Here is a 22,039-nt window from a genome sequence, read left to right as displayed (position 1 = left end):
TATTCTAAAAATTTTAGATTGTTACTTTTAAATATGTATATATCAAAAATTACTATGATGGCTTTTAAAAATTGAAATTTTTCTGTATAATTATATTTATGGTAATTTACTATATTGATATACAATATATAGAAAACCACGTAAATTGAAGAATTTATTAGATAAACTTAGAAAATATATATTTTTTTAAGATATATGTGCAAATGAAAGGTATTTAAATACTTGTTATACGATAATAAATACCATATAATATCATTATAAATTCTTTTTATGTTTTGATTAGGAGGTGCTGAAAATAAGAAAAAAGAGATTTGCTTTTACAGTATTATTACTAATTATATTTATTAGTTCAAATCTAGTAAGTGGTTTTTCTTTAAAGCATGAAAAAATTTTTTCTACGTTGGGCTATATTACTTATGCAAAAGGAGGATCCTCCTCAGGATACAAATCTTCCGGTTTCAAAAGTTCCAGCAGTAGTTCTTCTAGCTCAAAGAAATATGGATCAGGTTCTTTTTCCACTACTACTAAAGGTAGTAATGCTGCAAAAAATAATAGCCAAGCCTCAAGTGCTTCTCAATCAAAGGCATATGGATCAGGATCCTTTTCCACCACTACTAAAGGCAGCAATGCCGCAAATAATACCAATAATTCTTCATCAAATAGTAGTTCATATGGAAGCAGTTATGGTGGCAGTAGCTATAGTTCCAGTGGAAGGAGAAGCTATATACCAATCCCTATTCCGTTTTTCGGAAGCAACAGCCATTATTCAAGTTACAGTTTTTTAGGAAGGTTAATTAAAATAATAATAATTCTTATTATTATTTTCATAATAATTAAAATTTTAAGAAGAAGAAAATATTAGGAGGTATAACAATGGGTGTATTTAGTAGAGTTTCAAACATGTTTAGAGCAAAGGTAAATGATGCATTAGATGAGGTGGAAAATCCAGTAGAATTGCTTAATCAAAAAATAAGAGATATGGAGGAAAGTCTTAGTAAGGCAAAATTATCATCTGCTCAAGTTTTAGGCAATGTACATGTGATAGAAAAGCAAATGGAAGATGCCAAAAAAGACATGTTAGATTATGAAGAAAAAGTGAAATTAGCTTTAGCTAAAGGCAATGAAGATTTAGCTAAAAAAGCTTTGCAAAGAAAACTTGATTGCGAAAAAAACTTTAATAATTTAAAGAGTTCTTATGAATTAGCTAAACAAAGAGCAGAAGCGTTAAAAAAGAATCTTCAGAATTTAGAGAAAGAAATTTCTGACACCAGAACTTATCGTGATGAAGCTGAAGCTAGATATAAAAATGCAGAGGCTGCAAAGCAAGTTAATGAAATAGTTGCAAATGTACAAACAAAAACTAATAAGATTAATATTGACGATATTGAAAGAAAAATACAAAAGAAAGAAGCTTTAGCTGAAGGGCTTGGTGACTTAAAAGCTGAAGATTCCTTGGAAAACGAATTTGCAGAGCTTGATACTGTTGATCTTGATGCAGAGCTTGCTAAGTATAAACAAAATTAATGGTGAATAAATGAATGATAAAGAAAAATTTTTAGAAAAAGAAAAAGCTTATTATGGTAAAATATATGTGGATATAACATATGCTATCGATAGTGTTTTACCTTATTTAGAGCCTAGTACAGCTAAAAATAGAAAATATATTAATAAAGTAAATACTGTAAAGAAATACATTGAATTAATTGACAGCGTGAACTCTGAAAAGCCTAAAGGATTTCTTGGTATCTTTAAAGAAGACAACTCTTTGGATTTACTAAAAGATTTTAAAAAAAGTAATCAAGAAAACTTGCTTCAATTAGAAAAATGCTCTGAATGTAGTTGCTTAAAATGTCCTAAAGATTGTAAATTTGATTCTTGTTCTGGCTGTAGAGAAAATTCTAGTATAGTATTTTGTGACAGACAAAATGTAAATTTAACCAATCCAACCAATTTTACAATAAATTTAACTAATGACAAGACAGGAAAAGAAGATAGATTTATGGTCAAGGCTACGCTACAAGATTGCATAAAGAATCAAAAGTATATTGTAATTGACAGCATGACTAGTGATGATAAATTCATTCTTTACTATTACCCTGGCATATCAGAGGATAAGTATGGGGAAATAAATGACGAAGAGGAATTTGACAACATAGTTTCTATAGTTGAAAACAATTTATAAAAATAAGAATCAGCTGATTTTTTAAAATCAGCTGATTCTTATTTTAATGCAGACTTCTGCGCTATTTTTTTATAGCAGTAATTTATTATATCACTTCTTTTTATAATACCTATAAATACTCCTTCATCGTCAACCACAGGAACAAAATTTTGATTTACTGCTAATGAAAGCAAACTTTCTATATCCGAATTTATAGAAACCGCCTTATTTAATGTTCTTCTGTTAATATCTGTCAATTTTATTTTGCTAGAATTGAGAAAATTTAAGTCTGGTGTATTTTTTAATTTCCATAATAAATCTCCTTCTGTTAACGTGCCAACATACTTTCCATTATCATCTATTATTGGAATAGCAGTGTAACTATGAAATTCCATTCTTTCCATAGCTTGCCTCATAGTGGAATTTATATTTTCGCATATTACATCACTTTTAGGTGTTAAAAAAAATGCAATATTCATACTAAAATCCTTTCCGTTTTCATCCTTATATACAAACTAGTTTTATTGCTTGTCAGCAATTCTATTATATATAATTTATATATATATTGCTATGGGCAAAATTTCATAATTTATAGGGATATTATTTGATTTTAAGTCAAAGTTCTTCATTTCCGGTTTCCTTCTTAAAAATGGGCAATATATTTGTTGAAGTTGATCATAATCAAAATAGTCAAATATTTCATCATTAAATAAATGATTTTCTATACTATCATTCTCCCCTCCTCTCATCATTCCATCCTCAGTTGGAGCATCATACTTTTTTACTACCTTCCCAAGTATTCTAACTTTTCCGTTAAGAATATAATCTTCATTATCAAGAAAGCTTTGATATTTCATTGGTATTATAGCGTTAAAGTTAGTATTTTCTATAGAGGTTGCTAAATATCTTAAGCATCGCTGTTCTACATGATTATTTAATGTACTTTTTAAAAAACTCAACATATTCTCGCTTTTTATATTTGACAATGGAGATATAAGATTAGTCAATGCTGTTGTATCTGCAGCATTCTCATTTTCTTTATTGGCAGCTGATGTATTCATTTGTTGAGGAGTATATATATTAGCTAGCTCAAAAGTTTGTATAAATTTTCTCATATTATCCATTATTGGATTTCTTGACATATTACAACTGAAATCAACATAATCATTTTCATCTATTCCCTCAAACTGATTGGTACCCGTAAAATTTTTTAACATTTGCTGTTGAGCTAATATATCCTGCAGTTTTTTTAATATTACTATGGTAGTAGATATTGTTTCTTCAGTTCTTTGTTTAACAAATTCATTTTGAATCTGAATATCAAAATCTCCCTGCATGTATTTTCCGAATATATCATAGGATAATTCGCTAACTGGAGTTTTAAAATGCATACTTATGGCATCTTTTGTACTGAAGCTTTTTATTTCAATGAATTCTTGAACCACTACAGTAAAAAGATTGTTTAATATCCCTGTATTTAGATAAACAGGGATAGCAGCTTTGTTTAGTGCCAATTTGATCACCTTTTTTATTATTTTTACTATAAAATATGTTTTTAATTTCATAACTATGAATAGGAATAATTCTTATTATCAAACAAATTTTATTATAATCTGTATTATATTAATATAAAATCTGTTTTATATATATTTTCATGACACAAAGTGCGTGTTTTAGCAATATTATTAAAAAACAAAAATTATGTTATACTTGTTTTATTTTTCTGTATTAAAATATTTGTGTTGATTTAATTTCTATTATATGATAGAAATATAATATAGAATATTTTAAGGAGGCTACTTATGTTTAAACAATGGGAAGATTTTAACGAAGGTACATGGACCGAATCTATCGATGTAAGAAACTTTATACAAAAAAACTACACATTCTACGACGGAGACAAAAATTTCTTATCTGAACCAACACAAAAGACTTTAGCTGTATGGAAAAAGTCAAGAGATTTAATAATAGAAGAAATAAAAAAAGGTATTATTGATGTGGCTACAGATAAAGTATCTGGTATAGATAATTATGATCCGGGATATATTGACAAAGAAAATGAAGTTGTAGTAGGACTTCAAACAGATGCTCCTCTTAAAAGAATTGTTAATCCTTTTGGTGGTTGGAGAATGGTGGAACAGTCGCTAGAAGCTTATGGTTATAAATTAGATGATGATATTTCAGAATATTTCCCCAAATATAGAAAGACTCACAACCAAGGCGTTTTTGATGCTTACACTGAGGAAATAAGAGCTGCTAGGTCTGCTGCCCTCCTAACAGGACTTCCTGATGCTTACGGAAGAGGAAGAATAATTGGTGACTATAGAAGAATTCCGCTGTACGGCATTGATTTCTTAATAGCTGAAAAAAAGAAAGATTTAAAAACCTTAAAAGGTGATATGCTAGATGAATTGATTAGAAAAAGAGAAGAAGTCAGCGAACAAATAAGAGCTTTATCAGCCATAAAATCTATGGCAGCCAAATATGGATTTGATATTTCTACTCCTGCACAAAATGCAAAGGAAGCTGTTCAATTCCTTTATTTCGGATACCTAGCTGGAGTTAAAGAAAATAATGGTGCTGCTATGTCTCTTGGAAGGACAAGTACTTTTATCGATATATATATTGAAAGAGATTTAAGGAATGGTTTGATATCTGAAACAGAAGCTCAAGAAATTATAGATCAGTTTATAATAAAGCTTAGGCTTGTTAGACATTTAAGGACCCCTGAATATAATGATTTGTTCGCAGGCGATCCTACTTGGGTTACAGAATCAATAGGTGGTATATCCTCTAATGGTACACCATTAGTTACTAAATCATCCTATAGATTTTTGCATACTCTAACTAACTTAGATCCAGCTCCAGAACCTAATATGACAGTTTTATGGTCTGAAAAGTTACCTGAGAACTTTAAGAAGTATTGTTCTGAAATGTCTATTTTAACTGATTCAATACAATATGAAAATGACGATGTAATGAGACCATTATATGGTGATGATTATGCTATTGCATGCTGCGTATCTGCTATGAAAGTTGGAAAACAGATGCAATTCTTCGGCGCTAGATGTAATGTAGCTAAGTCTTTATTATATGCTATAAATGGCGGAGTTGATGAAAAGAAAGGCACTTTAGTTTTAGAAGGAATAGATAAAATAGAAGATGAGATATTAGATTATCATAAAGTTAAAGAAAATTATTTCAAAGTATTAGAGAAAGTTGCTGGCTTATATGTAAATACAATGAATATAATTCACTACATGCACGATAAATATGCTTATGAGGCAGGACAAATGGCACTTCATGATACAGAGGTTGGAAGACTTATGGCCTTTGGAATTGCTGGACTATCTGTAGCTACAGATTCTTTAAGTGCTATTAAATATGCTAAGGTAAAACCAATTAGAAAAAATGGTATAGCCGTAGACTTTGAAATAGAAGGAGATTTCCCTAAATATGGTAATGACGATGATAGAGTTGACGATATTGCAGTAGAAATTACCAGCAAATTTTCTTCAGAGCTAAAGAAACATCCTACTTACAGAAACGCAAAGCACACTCTTTCAGTATTAACTATAACTTCTAATGTAGTGTATGGCAAAAAGACTGGTGCTACACCTGACGGAAGAGCTGCCGGAGTTCCTTTTGCTCCTGGTGCTAACCCAATGCATGGAAGAGATAAAGAGGGGGCTCTCGCTTCATTAAATTCAGTAGCTAAAATCCCATATTCCCCTAACTGCGAGGACGGAGTTTCAAATACTTTTTCAATAATTCCAGATGCTTTAGGTAAAAATCCATCCGAAAGAATAAATAATTTATCAGCTACACTGGATGGCTATTTCTCACAAGGTGCTCATCACTTAAACGTGAATGTTCTTAAGAGAGAAACATTGATAGATGCTATGGAAAATCCAGAAAAATATCCTACACTTACAATAAGAGTTTCTGGATATGCTGTTAACTTTACGAGACTCTCTAAAGATCAGCAAATGGAAGTAATAAACAGAACCTTCCATGAAACTCTATAATATTTTGGAGCCTATCATACATAGGCTCCATATTTTACACTAGTTTTAGGAGGATGAATATGATTGGTAATATCCATTCAATAGAAAGCATGGGATTGGTTGATGGTCCGGGTATTAGAACTGTAATCTTTTTTCAAGGCTGCAATCTGCGATGCATGTATTGTCATAATCCTGATACCTGGTTTCATAGCAAAGCTTTACAAATAGATTCTCAAGATTTAATAAAGAAAATACTGCGTTTCAAACCATATTTTAGTAAATCTAAAGGTGGTGTAACTTTCTCTGGTGGTGAACCACTTCTTCAACCCGAATTTTTATTAGAGATATTAAAACTATGCAAAGAAAACAGCATTCATACAGCAATAGATACTGCCGGACAAGGACTTGGAAATTATCAAGAAATATTAAAATACACTGATTTAATTCTGTTTGATATAAAGCATACTTCTTCTAAAGATTATCAATCTTTGACAGGAGGTAGCATCACTGAATCAGAGAATTTTTTAAAAATTTCTCAATCAATGAGAATCCCACTGTGGATACGTCATGTTATGGTACCTGAAGTAACTACTGGAGAAAAACATATGAAAAGCTTAGCTGAAAAGATTAATAGTTTAAAATACGTAGAAAACATAGAGCTTCTTCCCTACCACACTCTTGGTGTTAACAAATATAAAGCTCTTAATATAAATTATAGATTAGATGGTGTTTCCGCTATGAGCAAAGAAGAAGCAAAAGATCAAGAAAATGTTTTATACAAGTATTTAAATACAGAAATGAAATCTAAATTAAAATTTTCATGTTAAAATACAAGGGTACTATTATCCCTTGTATTTTTTTGACATTCTATCCCTTAGGTTTAAAGAAAAGTGCCGCTAAAAAAGAAAATATTATTGCTGCAGATATACCACTGCTTGTTATTTCAAATATACCTGTAAGTACGCCTATAATTCCATGCTGTTCAGCTTCTACCATGGCGCCTTTTACTAATGAATTACCAAAACTGCTGATGGGTACAGTAGCTCCTCCTCCTGCAAATTTTATTAGTGGTTCATATATGCCCATTCCTCCGAGTATAGCCCCTACCACTACTAGGGTTGTAGTAGTATGTGCTGGTGTCATTCTAAAAACATCCATCATTATTTGTCCTATTACACAAATTGAGCCGCCTATTATAAAAGCCCAAAATATTTTCATAATATCATCACCTCTACATTTCTATTGAAACTGCATTTGCTATGCTAGGTATACTTTCTTTTTGCATATAAGACATAGGTGACATGAGAGCACCTGTTGCTACCACTAATATTTTTTTTAGCTTCCCACTCTTCATTTCATTCATCAGGTGACCAAATGTAACGGTAGCTGAGCATGCACAACCACTTCCTCCAGAAAATACCTGCTGATCATCGTTATAAATTAATAATCCACAATCAAAATATCTTTCCAAAGGTAAATTGAAGCTTTTTTGATTAAATAAGTCTTTAGCAATATCATATCCAACTTTCCCTAAATCTCCAGTAACTATTAAGTCATAATAATCTAAAGGCCTTTCAGTTTCAGTGAAATGTGTTTGAATAGTATCTACAGCAGCTGGTGCCATTGCTGCTCCCATATTAAATGGGTCAGATATACCAAGATCAACAACTTTTCCTATGGTTGCGCTAGTCACTTTAGGCCCATTTCCTTGTTTTGATATTAAAGCTACTCCAGAACCAGTGACAGTCCATTGTGCAGTTGGCGGTTTTTGACCACCATACTCAGTAGGATATCTAAATTGTTTTTCTGCAGCAGTATTATGACTGGAAGCTCCAGCTAAAACATAATCAGCATTTCCTGAATTAATTAAAAGAGAAGCTAGAGCTAATGCTTCCATAGAACTGGAGCAAGCACCAAATATGCCTATGTAAGGAATCCCTAATGTTCTTGCAGCAAAGCTGCTAGTTATTATTTGATTTAATAAATCTCCACTTATAAAAAAATTTATTTGTTCTTTTTTTATTCCTGCTTTGTTTAATGTAATATCACTAGCTTTTTCTAATAGTCTTTTTTCGGCTTTTTCAAAACTGTTTTCTCCCATCCATAAATCATCAAATATGAAATCAAAATCATCTTTTAATCTTGATTTTCCTTCAAATGGTCCTCCAACCGCGGAAGATGATAATATTACCGGATTATTTTCAAAAATAAAAGTAGATTTACCCTTTAACATTTACATCCCACCTAACCATTTAATAATTATACTAATTATTGCGACAACAAATGCACTAAATACCCCAAATACTATTACACTTCCAGCTAATTTAAACATATTGGCTCCGGTGCCAAGAACATAGCCTTCTGTCTTGTGTTCGATTGCCGCACTCGCCATAGAATTTGCAAAGCCTGTCACTGGTATAGCAGTTCCGGCTCCAGCCCATTGCCCTATATGATCAAAAATTCCTAACGCTGTTAACAAGACTGAAATTATTATTAAAACAGCCGAAGTAGGATTACCCGCATTTTCTTCCGTAAAATTAAGATATTTAATAAAAAACATTTGAAGAATTTGTCCAAATGCACATATAAATCCTCCTACTAAAAATGCTTTTAAACAATTAATCAAAATAGGTCTTTTAGGCTCGTGTGTTTTAGCACAATCTTTATAAGCTTCTTTTTCACTCATAGGTATAACACATCCTTTTTAATTGTTATAACCATAGTATAAATCATATTATAATATTTATACTTTTTTACTTATAGGATATGATTAGTATTAAAAGGCAAAAAATAAAAGCTCAATTATCCAATTAATTGAACTTTTATTTTTAAATATTAGCACATTTATTTTACTAGCTTTATAAATTTGTCTATTATATTTAAGCAATATTCATTACTGATAGGAACGAACTCACTTCTTAACGCATCTCCACCTATTTTTACTAATTCATTATCATATGCATATTTAAAGCCATCAATTTTTACACTTAATATTTTACCATAAAATAAGTCTAATATCTTATCTATGGGAACTCTTATAAGACCACTTACTTCATCAGTATCTATATGAAAAGCATCTAAATTTCTATCTGTCAAATATAAATACACATGGGTGAATTCTCTATCTATGTAATCTTCACCTTTATTTTCTGTTTTGCACATCCCTATATAAATTAATTCATTGTAGTTTACTTTTATTCCAAGTTCCTCTTCAATTTCTCTTATTCCATCCTGGGGTGATTCTCCTTCTAAAAGATGTTCCCCGCAGGATACGTCGTATAATCCAGGAAAAATCTTTTTGGAATTTTGTCTTATTTGAAAAATAACATAGTTTTTTTCTGCTTCCTTTTGAGCTATCCAGCAGTGAAAAGTTTGATGCCAAAATCCATTTTTGTGAACCTCATTTCTCTCTTGACAACCTATGAGATTCATATCCTCATCGAATACGTCTATATATTCTTCCTTCATAAATTACACCTCTATAAAATATATACTATGTGTGCTTACTTAGCCCACTCTGATCTTATATCCTTCATTTCACTCTTTAAATATTCTAGTGGAAGAGTATTATCATGTTTTTGCTTTCTATAAGAAAACTTGAGTTTAATTCCAGGATATTTTTTTAAAGACAAATTACTTTCGGAAGATGTAATTACCCATATAGTATTTTTATGATATATTTCTTCGTCCATACTATCTTCACCTAATCCATCAGTAAAATAAATAAGTATAGTATCTCTATTAAAATTATCTTTTATATATTTAAATACAGGATAAAACTTTGTATATCCGCTGCATATAGGTTTTTGAGAAATATCCTGCATTTTTTTTATTTTATACACATTTCTAATTTTATCATCACATTCTATAACAGTTATTTTCGACGAATAATTTTTCAGCATACCTTTGATTTCCAATAAGACTTTTCTTATTTCTTTGTCAGTCATACTACCGCTTATATCTATTGCTATAACTAATTCAGGACAATGGTCATTTAAGCTTCCTCTTAAATCTAATCTTTCAGGTTGTCTTCTATTTCGCCTTGTAATAGTTTTTTTATGCCCTGCCGGTATACTCCCTATCATTTTAGACAAATATCTCTGCCAGGTTATTTCCTTTTTTTCATTTACGTTATCAATGAGTTCTTTTATGCTTTCAGGGGCAGAGGTATTTATATTGTTTTCTATTATATTTTTTATAATATTTTTTATGCGTCCTTCATCATATTGCTCTTGTCCTTTCCAAATAGAATGAAGATTAATAAATTTATCTAATATATTCAATTTTATATCATTATTACCAGTATTTGCAATATTATTTTTGTATTTATTAAATTTATTTATTGATTTTTGGATTACTTCAGCATATTCTTCTAAAGTCGCATTTTCTTCCAAATCAACATTAAATGAATTACTTACGCTAATTAATGTATTGGACCAACTTGGTAGATTGGGAATATATTGATTTACACATAAATCCATTGCCAAATTTACTGCTACTTCGCTATAAACAGATTTTAGTCTGCTGCCTCTTGCATGATGCAAACTTAATATATGATAAACTTCGTGTTTTATCAAAGCTTCCATTTCATCCATATTACACTCAAAGAAAACAAGAGGATTTAGATACAATACGAAATGATTTCCTTCTGGTACCGTAGAAAGAGCTTCTTCCATATTAAAGTTTAGTTCCCTTTTAAAGCTTATAATAAAAGTTGCAAAAAAACCTGAATTACTTCTTATCATATTTAATATGAATTCCTGCATAAAGCTATCAATTAACTTAAATATGCCTTTGTCCAAATTCTCTACATCATTTTGATTTTCCAATAATACTGCGTATACTTTTGATCTTAGATTATCTAAACTTTTTTTATCCATGCTGCTATTTGTCCCTTATATATATTTTAAAATATGCTTCAATAAATTTATCATTATCTAAAAAATAATTATATATGCAGGTATAATCATTTTTTATTTTTTTCATTATGGATAGTCTCAAATCATTAGGATAGTATTGTAATATCAAAGAAAATCTATCGGCCAAGTAATCTTTTTTTTCAGAATTTTTTATATAATTCAATGAATTTATTGCGAATAAAAACAATGTTTCATAGTTCTCTGTTCTAAGATTCATAAGTAAGTTTTCATCTATTTCCTTATTATTGAATACATCTTCTACCCTTATAATTTTTTTTCTGTTTTCTAAGAAACTTAAGAATTCTTGAGCTATAGCAGCTCCTACATTTCCCTTTATTATATTGAATAAAATGTTTTCTTTAATTTGATCTTTTTTCCTTAGATATAGTCTATAGGTATCTGATACTCTTTCCCAACTTCTTGGAGTAGCTTTTACAGTTTCTAATGAATCTGGTCTATTCAAGTACTGAGGAAAAGCTGATATAAATTCTAATACATCATCGTGAATATTTGATTCATAATCCTTATTTTCATCTTTAGATTTTCCCCACTCTAGCCAGTTTTGTACATCTGTATCCATCTCAAGCCAAACAAATCTGTTTTCTTGTGCAGGATCCATTTCTACCACTTGATATTCATTATCTGATATATTTTCGTATTTATTAGATGGATTCATAGCTGATAAAATAAATACATTTTTAGGGAGTTTATAGCCATTGATTTCTCTATTGAGTATGATATTCATAAGTTCCTGCTGTACCGCATGATCGCATCTATTTATTTCATCAATAAATAACAATATTCTTTTATCTTTATTTTTCATTAATATTTCATCTATTCTTTGCAGTTTATAATGCACTGCATATACTGTTCTTTTTCCTGTTTGCTTTGTTTTACCATCAAAAGCATAATAGTCTTCTATAGTAGGAAGTCCACCTATTTCTCCTTCTTTCAAAAGATTAGCGTCTATAGTAATTAACTCATAATTCATCATAAGGCTTACTTTTTTTGCAAGAGATGTTTTACCTATACCGCTATCCCCTACAATAAGCGGAACACCACCGCTTTCTAAAATTATATTCACGCATTTTAATGTATCGCTAAAGTTCATAATTCTCTCCTCTTGTCTATAAATCTAAATTTAAGTCCACATAATATTCTTTGCTCACAGCACTTCCGTTATCGTATATAAATTTGTCCTTATCTATCTGTAAATTATTTAATTTTATGTAATCATATATATATGCTTTTGTAATATTATCCTTAGAAATCACAGTTTGTATAGCGTCAATTATTTTATCTTTATCATAATTTGACACATATTTTAAAACATTAATATTATATTTTATAAAATCAATAAATTCACTTTCAGTATAGTCAAAATTTTTAATTGCTTCAGGATTTTTTATTATAGCTGCTAGTTTTGACTTGAATGAAGGATTTTTCATAAATTTAATAGCACTATGGCTTTTATTTATAGCTGCTAGTTGAATTTCTTCCGTAGGGTCATCAATAAATCTAATCGATTCCCAGTTATTTTCAACAGCTAAAAGCATTTGTTCTAAACTTGGCTTTTTTACAAATTGAATAGCCCATCCATTATTTTTTAATGCTTCCTTTATTATATTATCATTCGGGTCATGAATAAATTTAAGAGTATTCCAAGCTTTTTTTACACAATAAATGCTCATGTCTTCGGATGGATTATCAATATATTCAATGTTCCAAATGCTTTTCTTCAGCGCATCCCACTTATTTTTATCATTTAAATTTATATCTTCTATATTCATCTTTAAGTCACCAACCTTTTATAGTTATTATATACAATTATTTTTGTGTGGACAACTTTTCAAATAAAAATAATCATTTTTATTAATAAATATTAATTATGCATTGATACATATTGTTATGTATTTTTATTAGGCGTTCCTTTCTTAAGTACGAAATAATTTCTAGGCAGCTATTTTTATATACAAATACGACCCCCATGTGATAAAATATTTTAGTAAATATTAAGTAAAACAATGGAAATGATGGTGATTAATTTGTTTACTCTAAAAAATGAAAGTAAAAAAATAAAAATAATATTAGCATCCTGTTGTGCTTTATTATTTTTAATGACTCTTGTTTCTATTTTCTATTATGGAAATAGTACATTATTAGGTAATATTTATAGCCCAGATAATGATGATGTAAAATTTATTAGGAGTGCCAAAATACTTTTAGAACAAGGAATCTACACATATCATCATCCACCAACTTCCACAGTATTCATGATGCCAGGGCTTCCTTTTGCTTTAGCATTCTTAATGAAAATTTTTGGGTTTTATGGTGGAATAACTGCTTTAAGAATTGTTCAAGCTGTTCTTCAAACTGTATCTTTGTTGATTATATTCTATATTGGAAGAAAAATGTTTAATAGCAAAATAGCAATTTTAGCAGTAATTTTTGATACTTTCTATATTGCGGAAATCTACACAGCAAACTTGGTACTTACAGAAACTTTCTTTAAATTCTTTGTTTTGTGCCTAGTGTTATTTTCTATTTACGCATTAGAAGAAAATAAAATGAAGTTTTATTTAATATCAGGATTATTTTGGGGGCTATCTACCCTTTTTAGACCTGCAATAGCTACATATCCTATATTAATACTGATTATGTGGATAATAAAAAAAGCTAGATTTATAGATTGCGTAAAATATGGCTTAGCGGTTACACTAGTGTTTTGCGCTGTGTTAAGCCCTTGGTGGATAAGGAATTATAAAGTTTTCCATCAGATTATTCCTCTTACTATGGCATCAGGTAACCCTATGCTGCAAGGTACATATATTAATTATGATCAAAGTACACAAAAAACTGATGGACTGAACTATAAACAATTTCACTATGGTGAAGGGACTCAAACTGAATTACAAAGCAATGCAACAGAAGTTGCTATATCTAAATATAGACTAAAAAATTTGTTTCCTAAAGAACCTTTAAAATTTATATATTGGTACACTATAGGTAAATCTTGGGCCCAAATTAATTTTCCTTTTTATTGGAAGCCACTTTTTGGAATAAGCTATGAAATGGCTGGACTTTATCATTTCTTAATGCTTATACTAGCTGTTATAGGTTCTTTATTCTACTTTAAAAATAAAAGTAACAATAAGCTTCCAATACTTCTTATAGCCATTGTCATATATTTTGATATTGATTATTTGCCGTTCTTTACTATGGGAAGATATTTCTATCCTGCTGCACCGTATTTTATAATTATGGCTGCTTATGCTGTATTTTCAATAAAAGAACGAATTAGTGCTGGAAAATCAGAAAATCAAATAATTAATTAATAAAAAAATAGATGCTTTATAAAGCATCTACTTTTTTATTTCATTATGTAATAAATTCAAATACAGCTCATAAGTTCTCTTCTGCTGCTTTACTACAGTATCCAATATTAATCCACATATCAGCGAAAGCATTGATAAAATAATTAATCCAACTGCAAGTATGGCTGAGGGCATTTTGCTAATAAAGTGAGTTTCTAAAAACTCAATTATTACTGGAGTACCTGCTAATAGTCCTAAAATAAAAAATATAATAGTCCAAAAGGTAAAAAATATTAAGGGCTTGTAATCTTTAAAAAGAGTAAACACTGTTTTTAATACCTTTATACCGTCGTTAAAGGTATTAAGTTTGGAAACGCTTCCCTCAGGTCTGTCTCTATAGTCAATAGGAATCTCCTTAATTATAAATTTCTTGTCCAAAGCGTGTATGCTGATTTCTGTTTCTATTTCAAATCCTGAACTCAGCACTGGCATGGATTTTACGAACTCTTTATCAAAGCTTCTATATCCAGTCATTATATCATATATATCACTGCTGAAAAGCTTATTTATAAGTCCTCTTACCATTAAATTGCCCATATTGTGAAAGGCTCTTTTGTTCTCATTTTTATATGTACCGTTAGAAAGTCTGTCCCCTATCACCATATTTGCTTCTTTGTTTTTTATAGGTTCAATAAGTGAATGTACAAATTCTGCAGGGTAAGTATCATCTCCATCTACCATAACATAGCAGTCTGCATCTATATCTCTGAACATAGACCTAACCACATTACCCTTTCCTTGTCTAAACTCCTTTTTTACTATAGCTCCACTGTCTTTTGCAATTTCATATGTATTATCTTTTGAATTATTGTCATATACATATATATCTGCATCTGGAAGTTCTCTTCTAAAATCTGAAATAACTTTTTTTATTGTAAGCTCTTCATTATAACATGGGATTATAATTGCAACCTTCAATAAATTCACTCCTTTATCTATCATTTAATACAAAGTTTAAGATTTAACTCAATTACCATATTTAATAAAATAGTTATAAAAAGATTCAACTTTATCTATTATAGATTACAGTTGCAATTATTTCAATTTTTTTTACAAAATTCATGTTAATATATTTTATAAGTGATAATAACCAATGTATTTAGCTTTCTATGATATTTTCTGGATTTCCATTAAGGAAAGCTTTAAGATTGCTTACAGCTATATTCATAAGCCTCATTCTTGCTTCTTTTGCCGCCCAAGCTATATGAGGTGTTAATACACAATTTTTAGCTTTTATTAAAGGATTATCTTTTGAAGGCGGTTCTTCACTTAGAACATCTAATCCTGCAGCTGATATTGTTCCCTTATTTAAAGCTTCTGCTAAATGTTCTTCAACAATTAGCGGTCCACGCGAAGCATTAATTAATATTGCATTTTTTTTCATTTTATTTAAAGTATCTCTGTTTATAATTCCTTTAGTTGCATTATTTAACGGACAATTTAAGCTTAAAAAATCGGATTCTTCAAATATTGAATTTAATGATACCCACTTAAAGTTTTTCCTTTTGCTTTCGTCTGTTATTGTTCTGCTGTAAGCTATAACATTCATATCAAACACCTGGGCTATATCTGCTACCTTTCTACCTATAGCACCAAATCCAATTATTCCAATAGTTTTTCCACTAAGTTCGATTATAGGTTTATTCCAAAAGCAAAAATCTTTGGATTTACTCCAAGCCCCCTGTCTAACAGCTGCATTATGACTACTTACGTGATTTGTTATGTCCAGTATTAATGCAAAAATCATTTGTGCTACAGAATCAGTACCGTAAGCAGGTATATTGGTTACTATAACATTCTTTTTCTTTGCAGCGCTTACATCAACTACATTGTATCCTGTAGCCAATACTCCTATATACTTCAACTTAGTAAGTTTATCTATAAGTTTTTTATCTATTATAGTTTTGTTTGTTATGACTATTTCTGCATCTTTGCTTCTTTCATATGTTTCCGTTGAATCAGTTCTATCATATATTGTAACATCTCCTAGATTCCTAAATCCATCCCAAGATAAATCTCCTGGATTTAAAGTATATCCATCTAAAACAACAATCTTCAAACTATCCACTTCCTTTAACAATTTTTATAAAATAATAATATCAGATTTTATTTAATTTTTATATAAATTATAACCAGTATCTTTTTATAGTTTTTTTTATGTGTTATAATTTACTGCAAAAGCATAAAAATTTTAATAAAATATTTTGTTATACTTATTATATTCTTTGGGGGGAATTAGTATGTTTGAAGCTTCAATCACTGCAAAATTCGGGGGTAGTTCTTTAGCGGACGCAGGACAATTTGAAAAAGTAAAGTCCATAATTGAATCAGATAAAAATAGAAGGTATATAATCCCTTCTGCTCCTGGTAAAAGATTTAGTTCCGACTACAAAATTACAGACCTTTTATATTTATGTCATGCGCATGTTCAGCAAGGGATTCCGTTTAATGATGTATTTGAAATAATATCTAATAGGTACAAGGAAATAGTATCAGATTTATCTAAAAAATATAGCTATATGAATGATTTAAACATAGAAGAATATCTTGTAGCTATAAAAAATAATATTCAATCAGGTGCTTCTGCTGATTATACTGCAAGCCGAGGAGAATATCTAAATGCTATAATTTTATCTAAGCTTCTTAAGTTTCGATTTATTGATTCTGCTGAATTGGTGTATTTTAATAAATATGGAGTTTATGATGCTGCTAAAACCCAAGAAGCAGTAGCGGCTAAATTAGTCCATATTAATTATGCTGTTATACCAGGGTTCTATGGCACCACTCATAATGGAAATATTAAAACCTTTACTAGAGGTGGTTCTGATATAACTGGAGCTATAATTGCAAAATGTACCTCTTCTGTACTTTACGAAAATTGGACTGATGTTTCTGGCTTTATGATGACCGATCCTAGAATTGTAGATAACCCTAAGCCTATAGATGTAATCACCTACAGGGAACTAAGAGAACTTTCATATATGGGAGCAGGTGTTCTTCATGAGGAAGCAGTATTTCCAGTAAGGGAAGTAGGTATACCTATAAACATCAAGAATACTAATCGTCCTAAGGATAAAGGTACCCTTATCGTTGATGATTCACAGAAAAGTGACAATCAGCATGCTATTACAGGTATAGCTGGAAAGAAAGATTTTACAGTTATAGCAATTGAAAAACATCTTATGAATATAGAATTAGGTTTTTGTAGAAAGTTACTTTCAATACTTGAAAATAATGGTATTCCTTTTGAATGTATGCCTTCCGGTATTGATTCTGTCTCATTAGTTATAGAAGATAAAAAACTTCAAGATAAGCTTGAAGATATAATAGATGAAATAAATAGGCAGTGCAGACCAGATTCCATAGATGTATATCCTAATATGGCTCTTATTGCTACCGTTGGTAAAGGAATGTCTAGGAAAAAAGGAATAGCCTCTCAGATATTCACTTGCCTTTCAGAAAATCAAGTTAATATCAGAATGATTAATCAAGGCTCCTCTGAAATAAACGTTATAGTTGGGGTTGAAACAGAAGATTTTGATACAGCAATTAAATCAATATATAATCGTTTTGTTTATTAAAAATAGATTAATACATCATAATTTAATGCTAAAATTTAAATAGTATAAAAATAGTTCGTAACTTTTGCAGGCTACGAACTATTTTTATACAAGTTACTTACTACATTAATTTTGAAGTGACAACTTATCCTTATAATGGTAAAATAGCATTAATATATTCGTATCATCAACATGCTAATAAATTATGCAGGGAGGTGTGATTTCATGGATATATCATTAGATGAGATTTTTATCTACATAAAAAAATTAGAGGACAAAGTCAATGAGATGGATAAAGCAAACAAAAAAAACATTCTCACTATAAATATGCTAGATGAAGAAATTAAAGAAAAAAATGATATTATATCAAAGGTAAGCAACAAAGCTAGCAATTTAGAGCTTTGGCAAGAAAATTCAACAAAGTATGCAATAGAAACCATGGATGACTTTGAGGAAATATATAATTTTGCTTTATTGAATAACAATAAAGCTTTACTTACTAATATATCCCTTGTAAAGGACGCATTAACTATCAGAATGAAACAGCTAGGAATCATCGAAATAGAGGCACTTGGGAAGACATTTGACCCCAAATATCATGAATGTATAAAAATTATTAATGATGATAGTAAAAAGAAATATGAAATAGTAGATATGGTAAAAAAAGGTTATATTCATAATGGAAATATAATTAGAGTTGCTAAAGTTATAGCAGTTAAATAAAGCATCATGATTACATATTGTTTTTTAAAGGAGGGTTAATATTTATGAGAACCGTGATTGGGATAGATCTTGGTACAACTACTTCTGAAATTGCTTATCTAAAGGATGGTAAATCTATTATAATACCAAATGATTTAGGTAGTAAATTGACTCCATCTGTTGTAAGTTTATCAGAAAATGATGAAATAATTGTAGGCGAATTTGCTAAAAGACAAGCTGCTTTAAAACCAGAAAGTACAGTTTTAGAAGTTAAAAGATTTATGGGAACAGATAAAAAAATTTCTTTAGGTGAAAACATCCATACTCCCCAAGAAATCTCGTCTATGATATTAAAAAAGCTTAAAAAATATGCAGAAATTTATATAGGAAATGAGATAAAAGAAGCCGTTATAACTGTTCCTGCTAATTTCAATGATTTGCAAAGACAAGCTACTGTTATGGCGGGTGAAATGGCAGGACTAAAGATCGAAAGAATTATTAATGAGCCAACAGCTGCAGCGCTTGCCTATGGTCTTGAAAATATGAGCGCTGAAGAAAACATATTAGTTTTTGATTTGGGCGGAGGCACCTTTGATGTATCTGTATTGGAATTTTTTGAAGGAATTCTTGATGTAAAATCTAGCCGAGGAAATAATGCTTTAGGAGGAAAAGACTTTGATAAAAAGCTTGAAGACTACGTTATTGAGGAGTTTCAGAAAGACAAAAATATAGATTTATCAGATAATTTAAAAGCAACGGCTAGAATAAAAGAAGCTTGTGAACGTGCTAAAATAGAGCTATCTTCTATGGAAAAAGCTAATATATCTCTCCCCTTCATTGCTGAAGATAAATTTGGCAACCCATTAGAACTTAATATTGAAATTACTAGAGAAAAATTCAATGAATTAATAGATGGTTTAATTCAATCTACTAATATTATCATAGATGAAGCTCTACGTGCATCTGGACTTAAAGAAAATGATATAACCTTGGTACTGGCAGTTGGTGGCTCTAGTATTGTTCCAAGAGTTAAAGAGCTTCTTATAAATAGATTTGATACAAGAGTAAAAGGCGATTTTAATCCTCAAGAAGCAGTTGCCTTAGGCGCTGCTGTTCAAGCTGCTATAGTTAGTAAACAAATTAATGCAGATGAAGGGTTAATAATAACTGATATATGCAGTTATTCTCTAGGCATAAAGATTACTAAAACACTAAGCACTGGCAGAAAAGTCTTTGGAGTATTCGATCCAATTATAACTAGAGATACAAAGATTCCTTGTTCAGTGAAAAAAACATATTATACTTCCTATGATAATCAGGCTGATGTAGAAATAGAAATATATGAAGGGGAAGGAAAAATGGTATCTGAAAATACAAACATAGGTTCCTTCGAGCTTAAAGGTATCCCGCCTAAACCTGAAGGTGAGGAATCCATTGAAGTAACCTTCACCTATAATCTTAATGGTATGCTGGAAGTAAAAGCAAAAATAAATAGCACTTCTGAAACTGTTGGTAAGGTTATTAATATTATAAATTCTAGTAATGTTAATATGTATTTAGACAGCATAATAGAAAATCTAGATAATTGGGAAGACTATCCTTTAGCATCAAGAGTAAAAATGATAATAAATATAGCCGAAAAAAAATTAGATAAAATTCAAAATCCTCAAAAGCAAAAAATAGAATTCCTTCTAAAGACACTTAAAAGTGCTATTATTAATAATAATGAAAGCCTAGTTCAGAAATACGATGACGAGTTAACTGATATATTATTTGAAATGCAGTAAATTGCTTATAAGGAGGCCTTTATGGATTACTATCAAGTACTTGGAATAGAAAAGAACGCTGAAATAAAAGAAATAAAAAAAGCTTATGCAAAAATGCTTAGAAAATGTTCTCCTGAAGAACATCCAGAAGAATATAATAAAATTAGAGAAGCTTATGATATTTTAAGCAATTCAGATAAAAAAGCAGAGTATGATGCCTATTCCAATTATAATGATGAAATTGAGCAGTATTTAAACGCAGCTAATCTGTATATGGATAATGACCAGTATAGCGAAGCTATTAAAAATTATAAAAAAATACTCATTATAGAACCTAAACTTGCTGCTATTAAGAACCAGTTAGCTTTAGCCTATGGATATAATGAAAATTACTATGAATGCATAAAACTTCTTAAAGAACTGACAAATGATTATCAAGAAAATTATTTATACGCATACAATTTAGGTCACGCCTATCTAAAAATAAATAATAAGGAAGATGCTATTAAATGCTGGTATACATCTTTAAAATTAGATTCAACCCATATAGAAGCAGCCGCCTATTTAGTTAATTTACTGATTGAATTAAATCGCAATGAAGAAGCAGAAAAATTTCTTTTGTCAAATGCAAAAGGAATAGATAGTTTAGATTATTATTTAGAATTGCTTAAATTTTACATAAGAGTAGAAGATAGAGAGAAAATTTCTTTATTAGTTAAAGATATTCTTTCTTTGTCTGAAGTAGAAGAAGAAAAAGATAATTTAGCCTTTGAAATTTGCAAGTTTTGTTATGATATAAAAGGTCCATTTAAAATAAAGTTATCTATATTGATATTGGAACAATTATTGAATTTATATCCAGATTACACCGATGCATATAATCTTTTAAAATCAAGAAAATCTAGGATTTACTTATGTGATGAGTATGCAGTCTTTTGTAGAAATGAATTTTTTGAAGATTATTTTGTGCGATATATCTATATGAATGTCTGTTATATGGATTTTTCGGAAGAAGAATATAAAAAATCAATAGAAGACATACTTGCAGAAATAAAAGATGAAGCCTACACTCATCCTGACAAAAACTTAGACATGCTTAAATTGCTTAAAAAAAATTATCCTAATTTATATAATCTTCAAAATGAATATTTCGATAGCTTATATAAATATTCGGAAGCTTGGAGTAATAGATATGAAAGTAACAATAGGCTGCAAGCGGATAAAAAAATTCCTGCTGCTTTTAAAAAATTAGTTAATTTATGGCTAACAAATAACCTATCTACTGAAGAAAGAAATGATAAATTTAATGTTATTTCTTCAGAAATAAAAAAATTAAGCAGAAAAAAAGTCAAATCTTCAATAATATCCTTTAAAAGCAATTATACCCATTTATATGAGCTTAATTCAAAATATTTAGATTCTGTTTTAGAATTGAATATGCAGCAGCGCATGTCACAAAGTAGCATCTTTAGAATAGTCATTGCAGTTATAATACTTATGAGAATTATAGCTCATATTTTTAAAATTTAGATTATAAAAAAGTTTTAGAT

Annotated in this window: 21 protein-coding genes; 10 read left to right on the top strand and 11 right to left on the bottom strand. The window is 29.7% G+C overall.

Annotated features, from left to right (window positions below):
• Nucleotides 1-380: 380 nt before the first annotated feature.
• The 3 genes from IAI10_RS06640 (at nucleotide 381) to IAI10_RS06630 (ending at nucleotide 2,182) form a co-directional block, all read left to right on the top strand.
• Nucleotides 381-785 (top strand): hypothetical protein, encoded by a 405-nt coding sequence (locus IAI10_RS06640; protein ID WP_315672510.1) that lies wholly within the window; start codon nucleotides 381-383, stop codon nucleotides 783-785.
• An 88-nt stretch (nucleotides 786-873) separates the two neighbouring features.
• The gene (locus tag IAI10_RS06635; RefSeq protein ID WP_315672509.1) at nucleotides 874-1,524 is read left to right on the top strand and encodes a PspA/IM30 family protein; all 651 of its coding nucleotides are present in this window, start codon (nucleotides 874-876) and stop codon (nucleotides 1,522-1,524) included.
• 10 nt (nucleotides 1,525-1,534) lie between these two features.
• Entirely contained in the window at nucleotides 1,535-2,182 is a 648-nt protein-coding gene (locus IAI10_RS06630; RefSeq protein ID WP_315672508.1) for a DUF1292 domain-containing protein, read from the top strand.
• A gap of 38 nt (nucleotides 2,183-2,220) precedes the next feature.
• Here IAI10_RS06630 and IAI10_RS06625 read toward each other — a convergent pair whose 3' ends face one another.
• Both IAI10_RS06625 and IAI10_RS06620 read right to left on the bottom strand, forming a co-directional pair.
• A complete protein-coding gene (locus tag IAI10_RS06625; protein ID WP_315672507.1) occupies nucleotides 2,221-2,640 on the bottom strand; it encodes a CBS domain-containing protein in 420 nt (139 codons plus the stop codon).
• A 75-nt stretch (nucleotides 2,641-2,715) separates the two neighbouring features.
• Nucleotides 2,716-3,675, bottom strand: coding sequence for a hypothetical protein (locus tag IAI10_RS06620; protein ID WP_315672506.1), 960 nt, complete (start codon nucleotides 3,673-3,675; stop codon nucleotides 2,716-2,718).
• A gap of 288 nt (nucleotides 3,676-3,963) precedes the next feature.
• Here IAI10_RS06620 and pflB point away from each other — a divergent pair, with 288 nt between their 5' ends.
• Together pflB and pflA are read left to right on the top strand one after the other, a co-directional pair.
• A complete protein-coding gene (pflB, locus tag IAI10_RS06615; RefSeq protein WP_315672505.1) occupies nucleotides 3,964-6,189 on the top strand; it encodes a formate C-acetyltransferase in 2,226 nt (741 codons plus the stop codon).
• A gap of 59 nt (nucleotides 6,190-6,248) precedes the next feature.
• The gene (gene pflA / locus IAI10_RS06610) at nucleotides 6,249-6,995 is read left to right on the top strand and encodes a pyruvate formate-lyase-activating protein (RefSeq protein WP_315672504.1); all 747 of its coding nucleotides are present in this window, start codon (nucleotides 6,249-6,251) and stop codon (nucleotides 6,993-6,995) included.
• 40 nt (nucleotides 6,996-7,035) lie between these two features.
• On the opposite strand, the gene spoVAE is transcribed toward pflA, so the two are convergent.
• The 7 genes from spoVAE to IAI10_RS06575 form a co-directional block, all read right to left on the bottom strand.
• Nucleotides 7,036-7,389: a stage V sporulation protein AE gene (gene spoVAE, locus IAI10_RS06605; protein ID WP_315672678.1), complete on the bottom strand. Its 354-nt coding sequence runs from the start codon at nucleotides 7,387-7,389 to the stop codon at nucleotides 7,036-7,038.
• A gap of 10 nt (nucleotides 7,390-7,399) precedes the next feature.
• Nucleotides 7,400-8,401, bottom strand: coding sequence for a stage V sporulation protein AD (gene spoVAD, locus IAI10_RS06600; RefSeq protein ID WP_315672503.1), 1,002 nt, complete (start codon nucleotides 8,399-8,401; stop codon nucleotides 7,400-7,402).
• Nucleotides 8,402-8,854 (bottom strand): stage V sporulation protein AC, encoded by a 453-nt coding sequence (gene spoVAC / locus IAI10_RS06595; protein WP_315672502.1) that lies wholly within the window; start codon nucleotides 8,852-8,854, stop codon nucleotides 8,402-8,404. It abuts the gene before it with no gap.
• Nucleotides 8,855-9,012: 158 nt separating this feature from the next.
• The gene (locus tag IAI10_RS06590) at nucleotides 9,013-9,636 is read right to left on the bottom strand and encodes an NUDIX domain-containing protein (protein WP_315672501.1); all 624 of its coding nucleotides are present in this window, start codon (nucleotides 9,634-9,636) and stop codon (nucleotides 9,013-9,015) included.
• A 35-nt stretch (nucleotides 9,637-9,671) separates the two neighbouring features.
• Nucleotides 9,672-11,048, bottom strand: coding sequence for a VWA-like domain-containing protein (locus IAI10_RS06585; protein WP_315672500.1), 1,377 nt, complete (start codon nucleotides 11,046-11,048; stop codon nucleotides 9,672-9,674).
• Nucleotides 11,049-11,052: 4 nt separating this feature from the next.
• Nucleotides 11,053-12,198 (bottom strand): AAA family ATPase, encoded by a 1,146-nt coding sequence (locus IAI10_RS06580; protein ID WP_315672499.1) that lies wholly within the window; start codon nucleotides 12,196-12,198, stop codon nucleotides 11,053-11,055.
• 16 nt (nucleotides 12,199-12,214) lie between these two features.
• A complete protein-coding gene (locus IAI10_RS06575; protein WP_315672498.1) occupies nucleotides 12,215-12,877 on the bottom strand; it encodes a hypothetical protein in 663 nt (220 codons plus the stop codon).
• A 255-nt stretch (nucleotides 12,878-13,132) separates the two neighbouring features.
• Here IAI10_RS06575 and IAI10_RS06570 point away from each other — a divergent pair, with 255 nt between their 5' ends.
• Nucleotides 13,133-14,422 carry a glycosyltransferase family 39 protein gene (locus IAI10_RS06570; protein ID WP_315672497.1) on the top strand — a complete coding sequence of 430 codons (1,290 nt, stop codon included), beginning with the start codon at nucleotides 13,133-13,135 and terminating at the stop codon, nucleotides 14,420-14,422.
• 27 nt (nucleotides 14,423-14,449) lie between these two features.
• Here IAI10_RS06570 and IAI10_RS06565 read toward each other — a convergent pair whose 3' ends face one another.
• Complete coding sequence (locus tag IAI10_RS06565; RefSeq protein WP_315672496.1) at nucleotides 14,450-15,379, bottom strand: glycosyltransferase family 2 protein; 930 nt, start codon at nucleotides 15,377-15,379, stop codon at nucleotides 14,450-14,452.
• 181 nt (nucleotides 15,380-15,560) lie between these two features.
• Nucleotides 15,561-16,520 carry a D-2-hydroxyacid dehydrogenase gene (locus tag IAI10_RS06560; RefSeq protein WP_315672495.1) on the bottom strand — a complete coding sequence of 320 codons (960 nt, stop codon included), beginning with the start codon at nucleotides 16,518-16,520 and terminating at the stop codon, nucleotides 15,561-15,563.
• Between the two features lie 181 nt (nucleotides 16,521-16,701).
• Between IAI10_RS06560 and IAI10_RS06555 the strand changes: the two genes are divergently transcribed.
• The 4 genes from IAI10_RS06555 to IAI10_RS06540 all read left to right on the top strand — a co-directional run bounded on the left by IAI10_RS06555 (nucleotide 16,702) and on the right by IAI10_RS06540 (nucleotide 22,019).
• Nucleotides 16,702-18,042: an aspartate kinase gene (locus IAI10_RS06555; protein WP_315672494.1), complete on the top strand. Its 1,341-nt coding sequence runs from the start codon at nucleotides 16,702-16,704 to the stop codon at nucleotides 18,040-18,042.
• A gap of 204 nt (nucleotides 18,043-18,246) precedes the next feature.
• Nucleotides 18,247-18,744 carry a nucleotide exchange factor GrpE gene (locus tag IAI10_RS06550; RefSeq protein ID WP_315672493.1) on the top strand — a complete coding sequence of 166 codons (498 nt, stop codon included), beginning with the start codon at nucleotides 18,247-18,249 and terminating at the stop codon, nucleotides 18,742-18,744.
• Nucleotides 18,745-18,788: 44 nt separating this feature from the next.
• Entirely contained in the window at nucleotides 18,789-20,510 is a 1,722-nt protein-coding gene (locus IAI10_RS06545) for an Hsp70 family protein (RefSeq protein WP_315672492.1), read from the top strand.
• A 21-nt stretch (nucleotides 20,511-20,531) separates the two neighbouring features.
• A complete protein-coding gene (locus IAI10_RS06540) occupies nucleotides 20,532-22,019 on the top strand; it encodes a DnaJ domain-containing protein (protein WP_315672491.1) in 1,488 nt (495 codons plus the stop codon).
• Nucleotides 22,020-22,039: the final 20 nt, after the last annotated feature.

Origin of the sequence: Clostridium sp. 19966 (assembly GCF_032335695.1) — a bacterium.
Taxonomy (GTDB): Bacteria; Bacillota; Clostridia; order Clostridiales; family Clostridiaceae; genus JACTOJ01.
The sequence above is the reverse complement of the archived record's forward strand: the minus strand, read 5'-3'. Positions and strand labels throughout refer to the sequence as shown.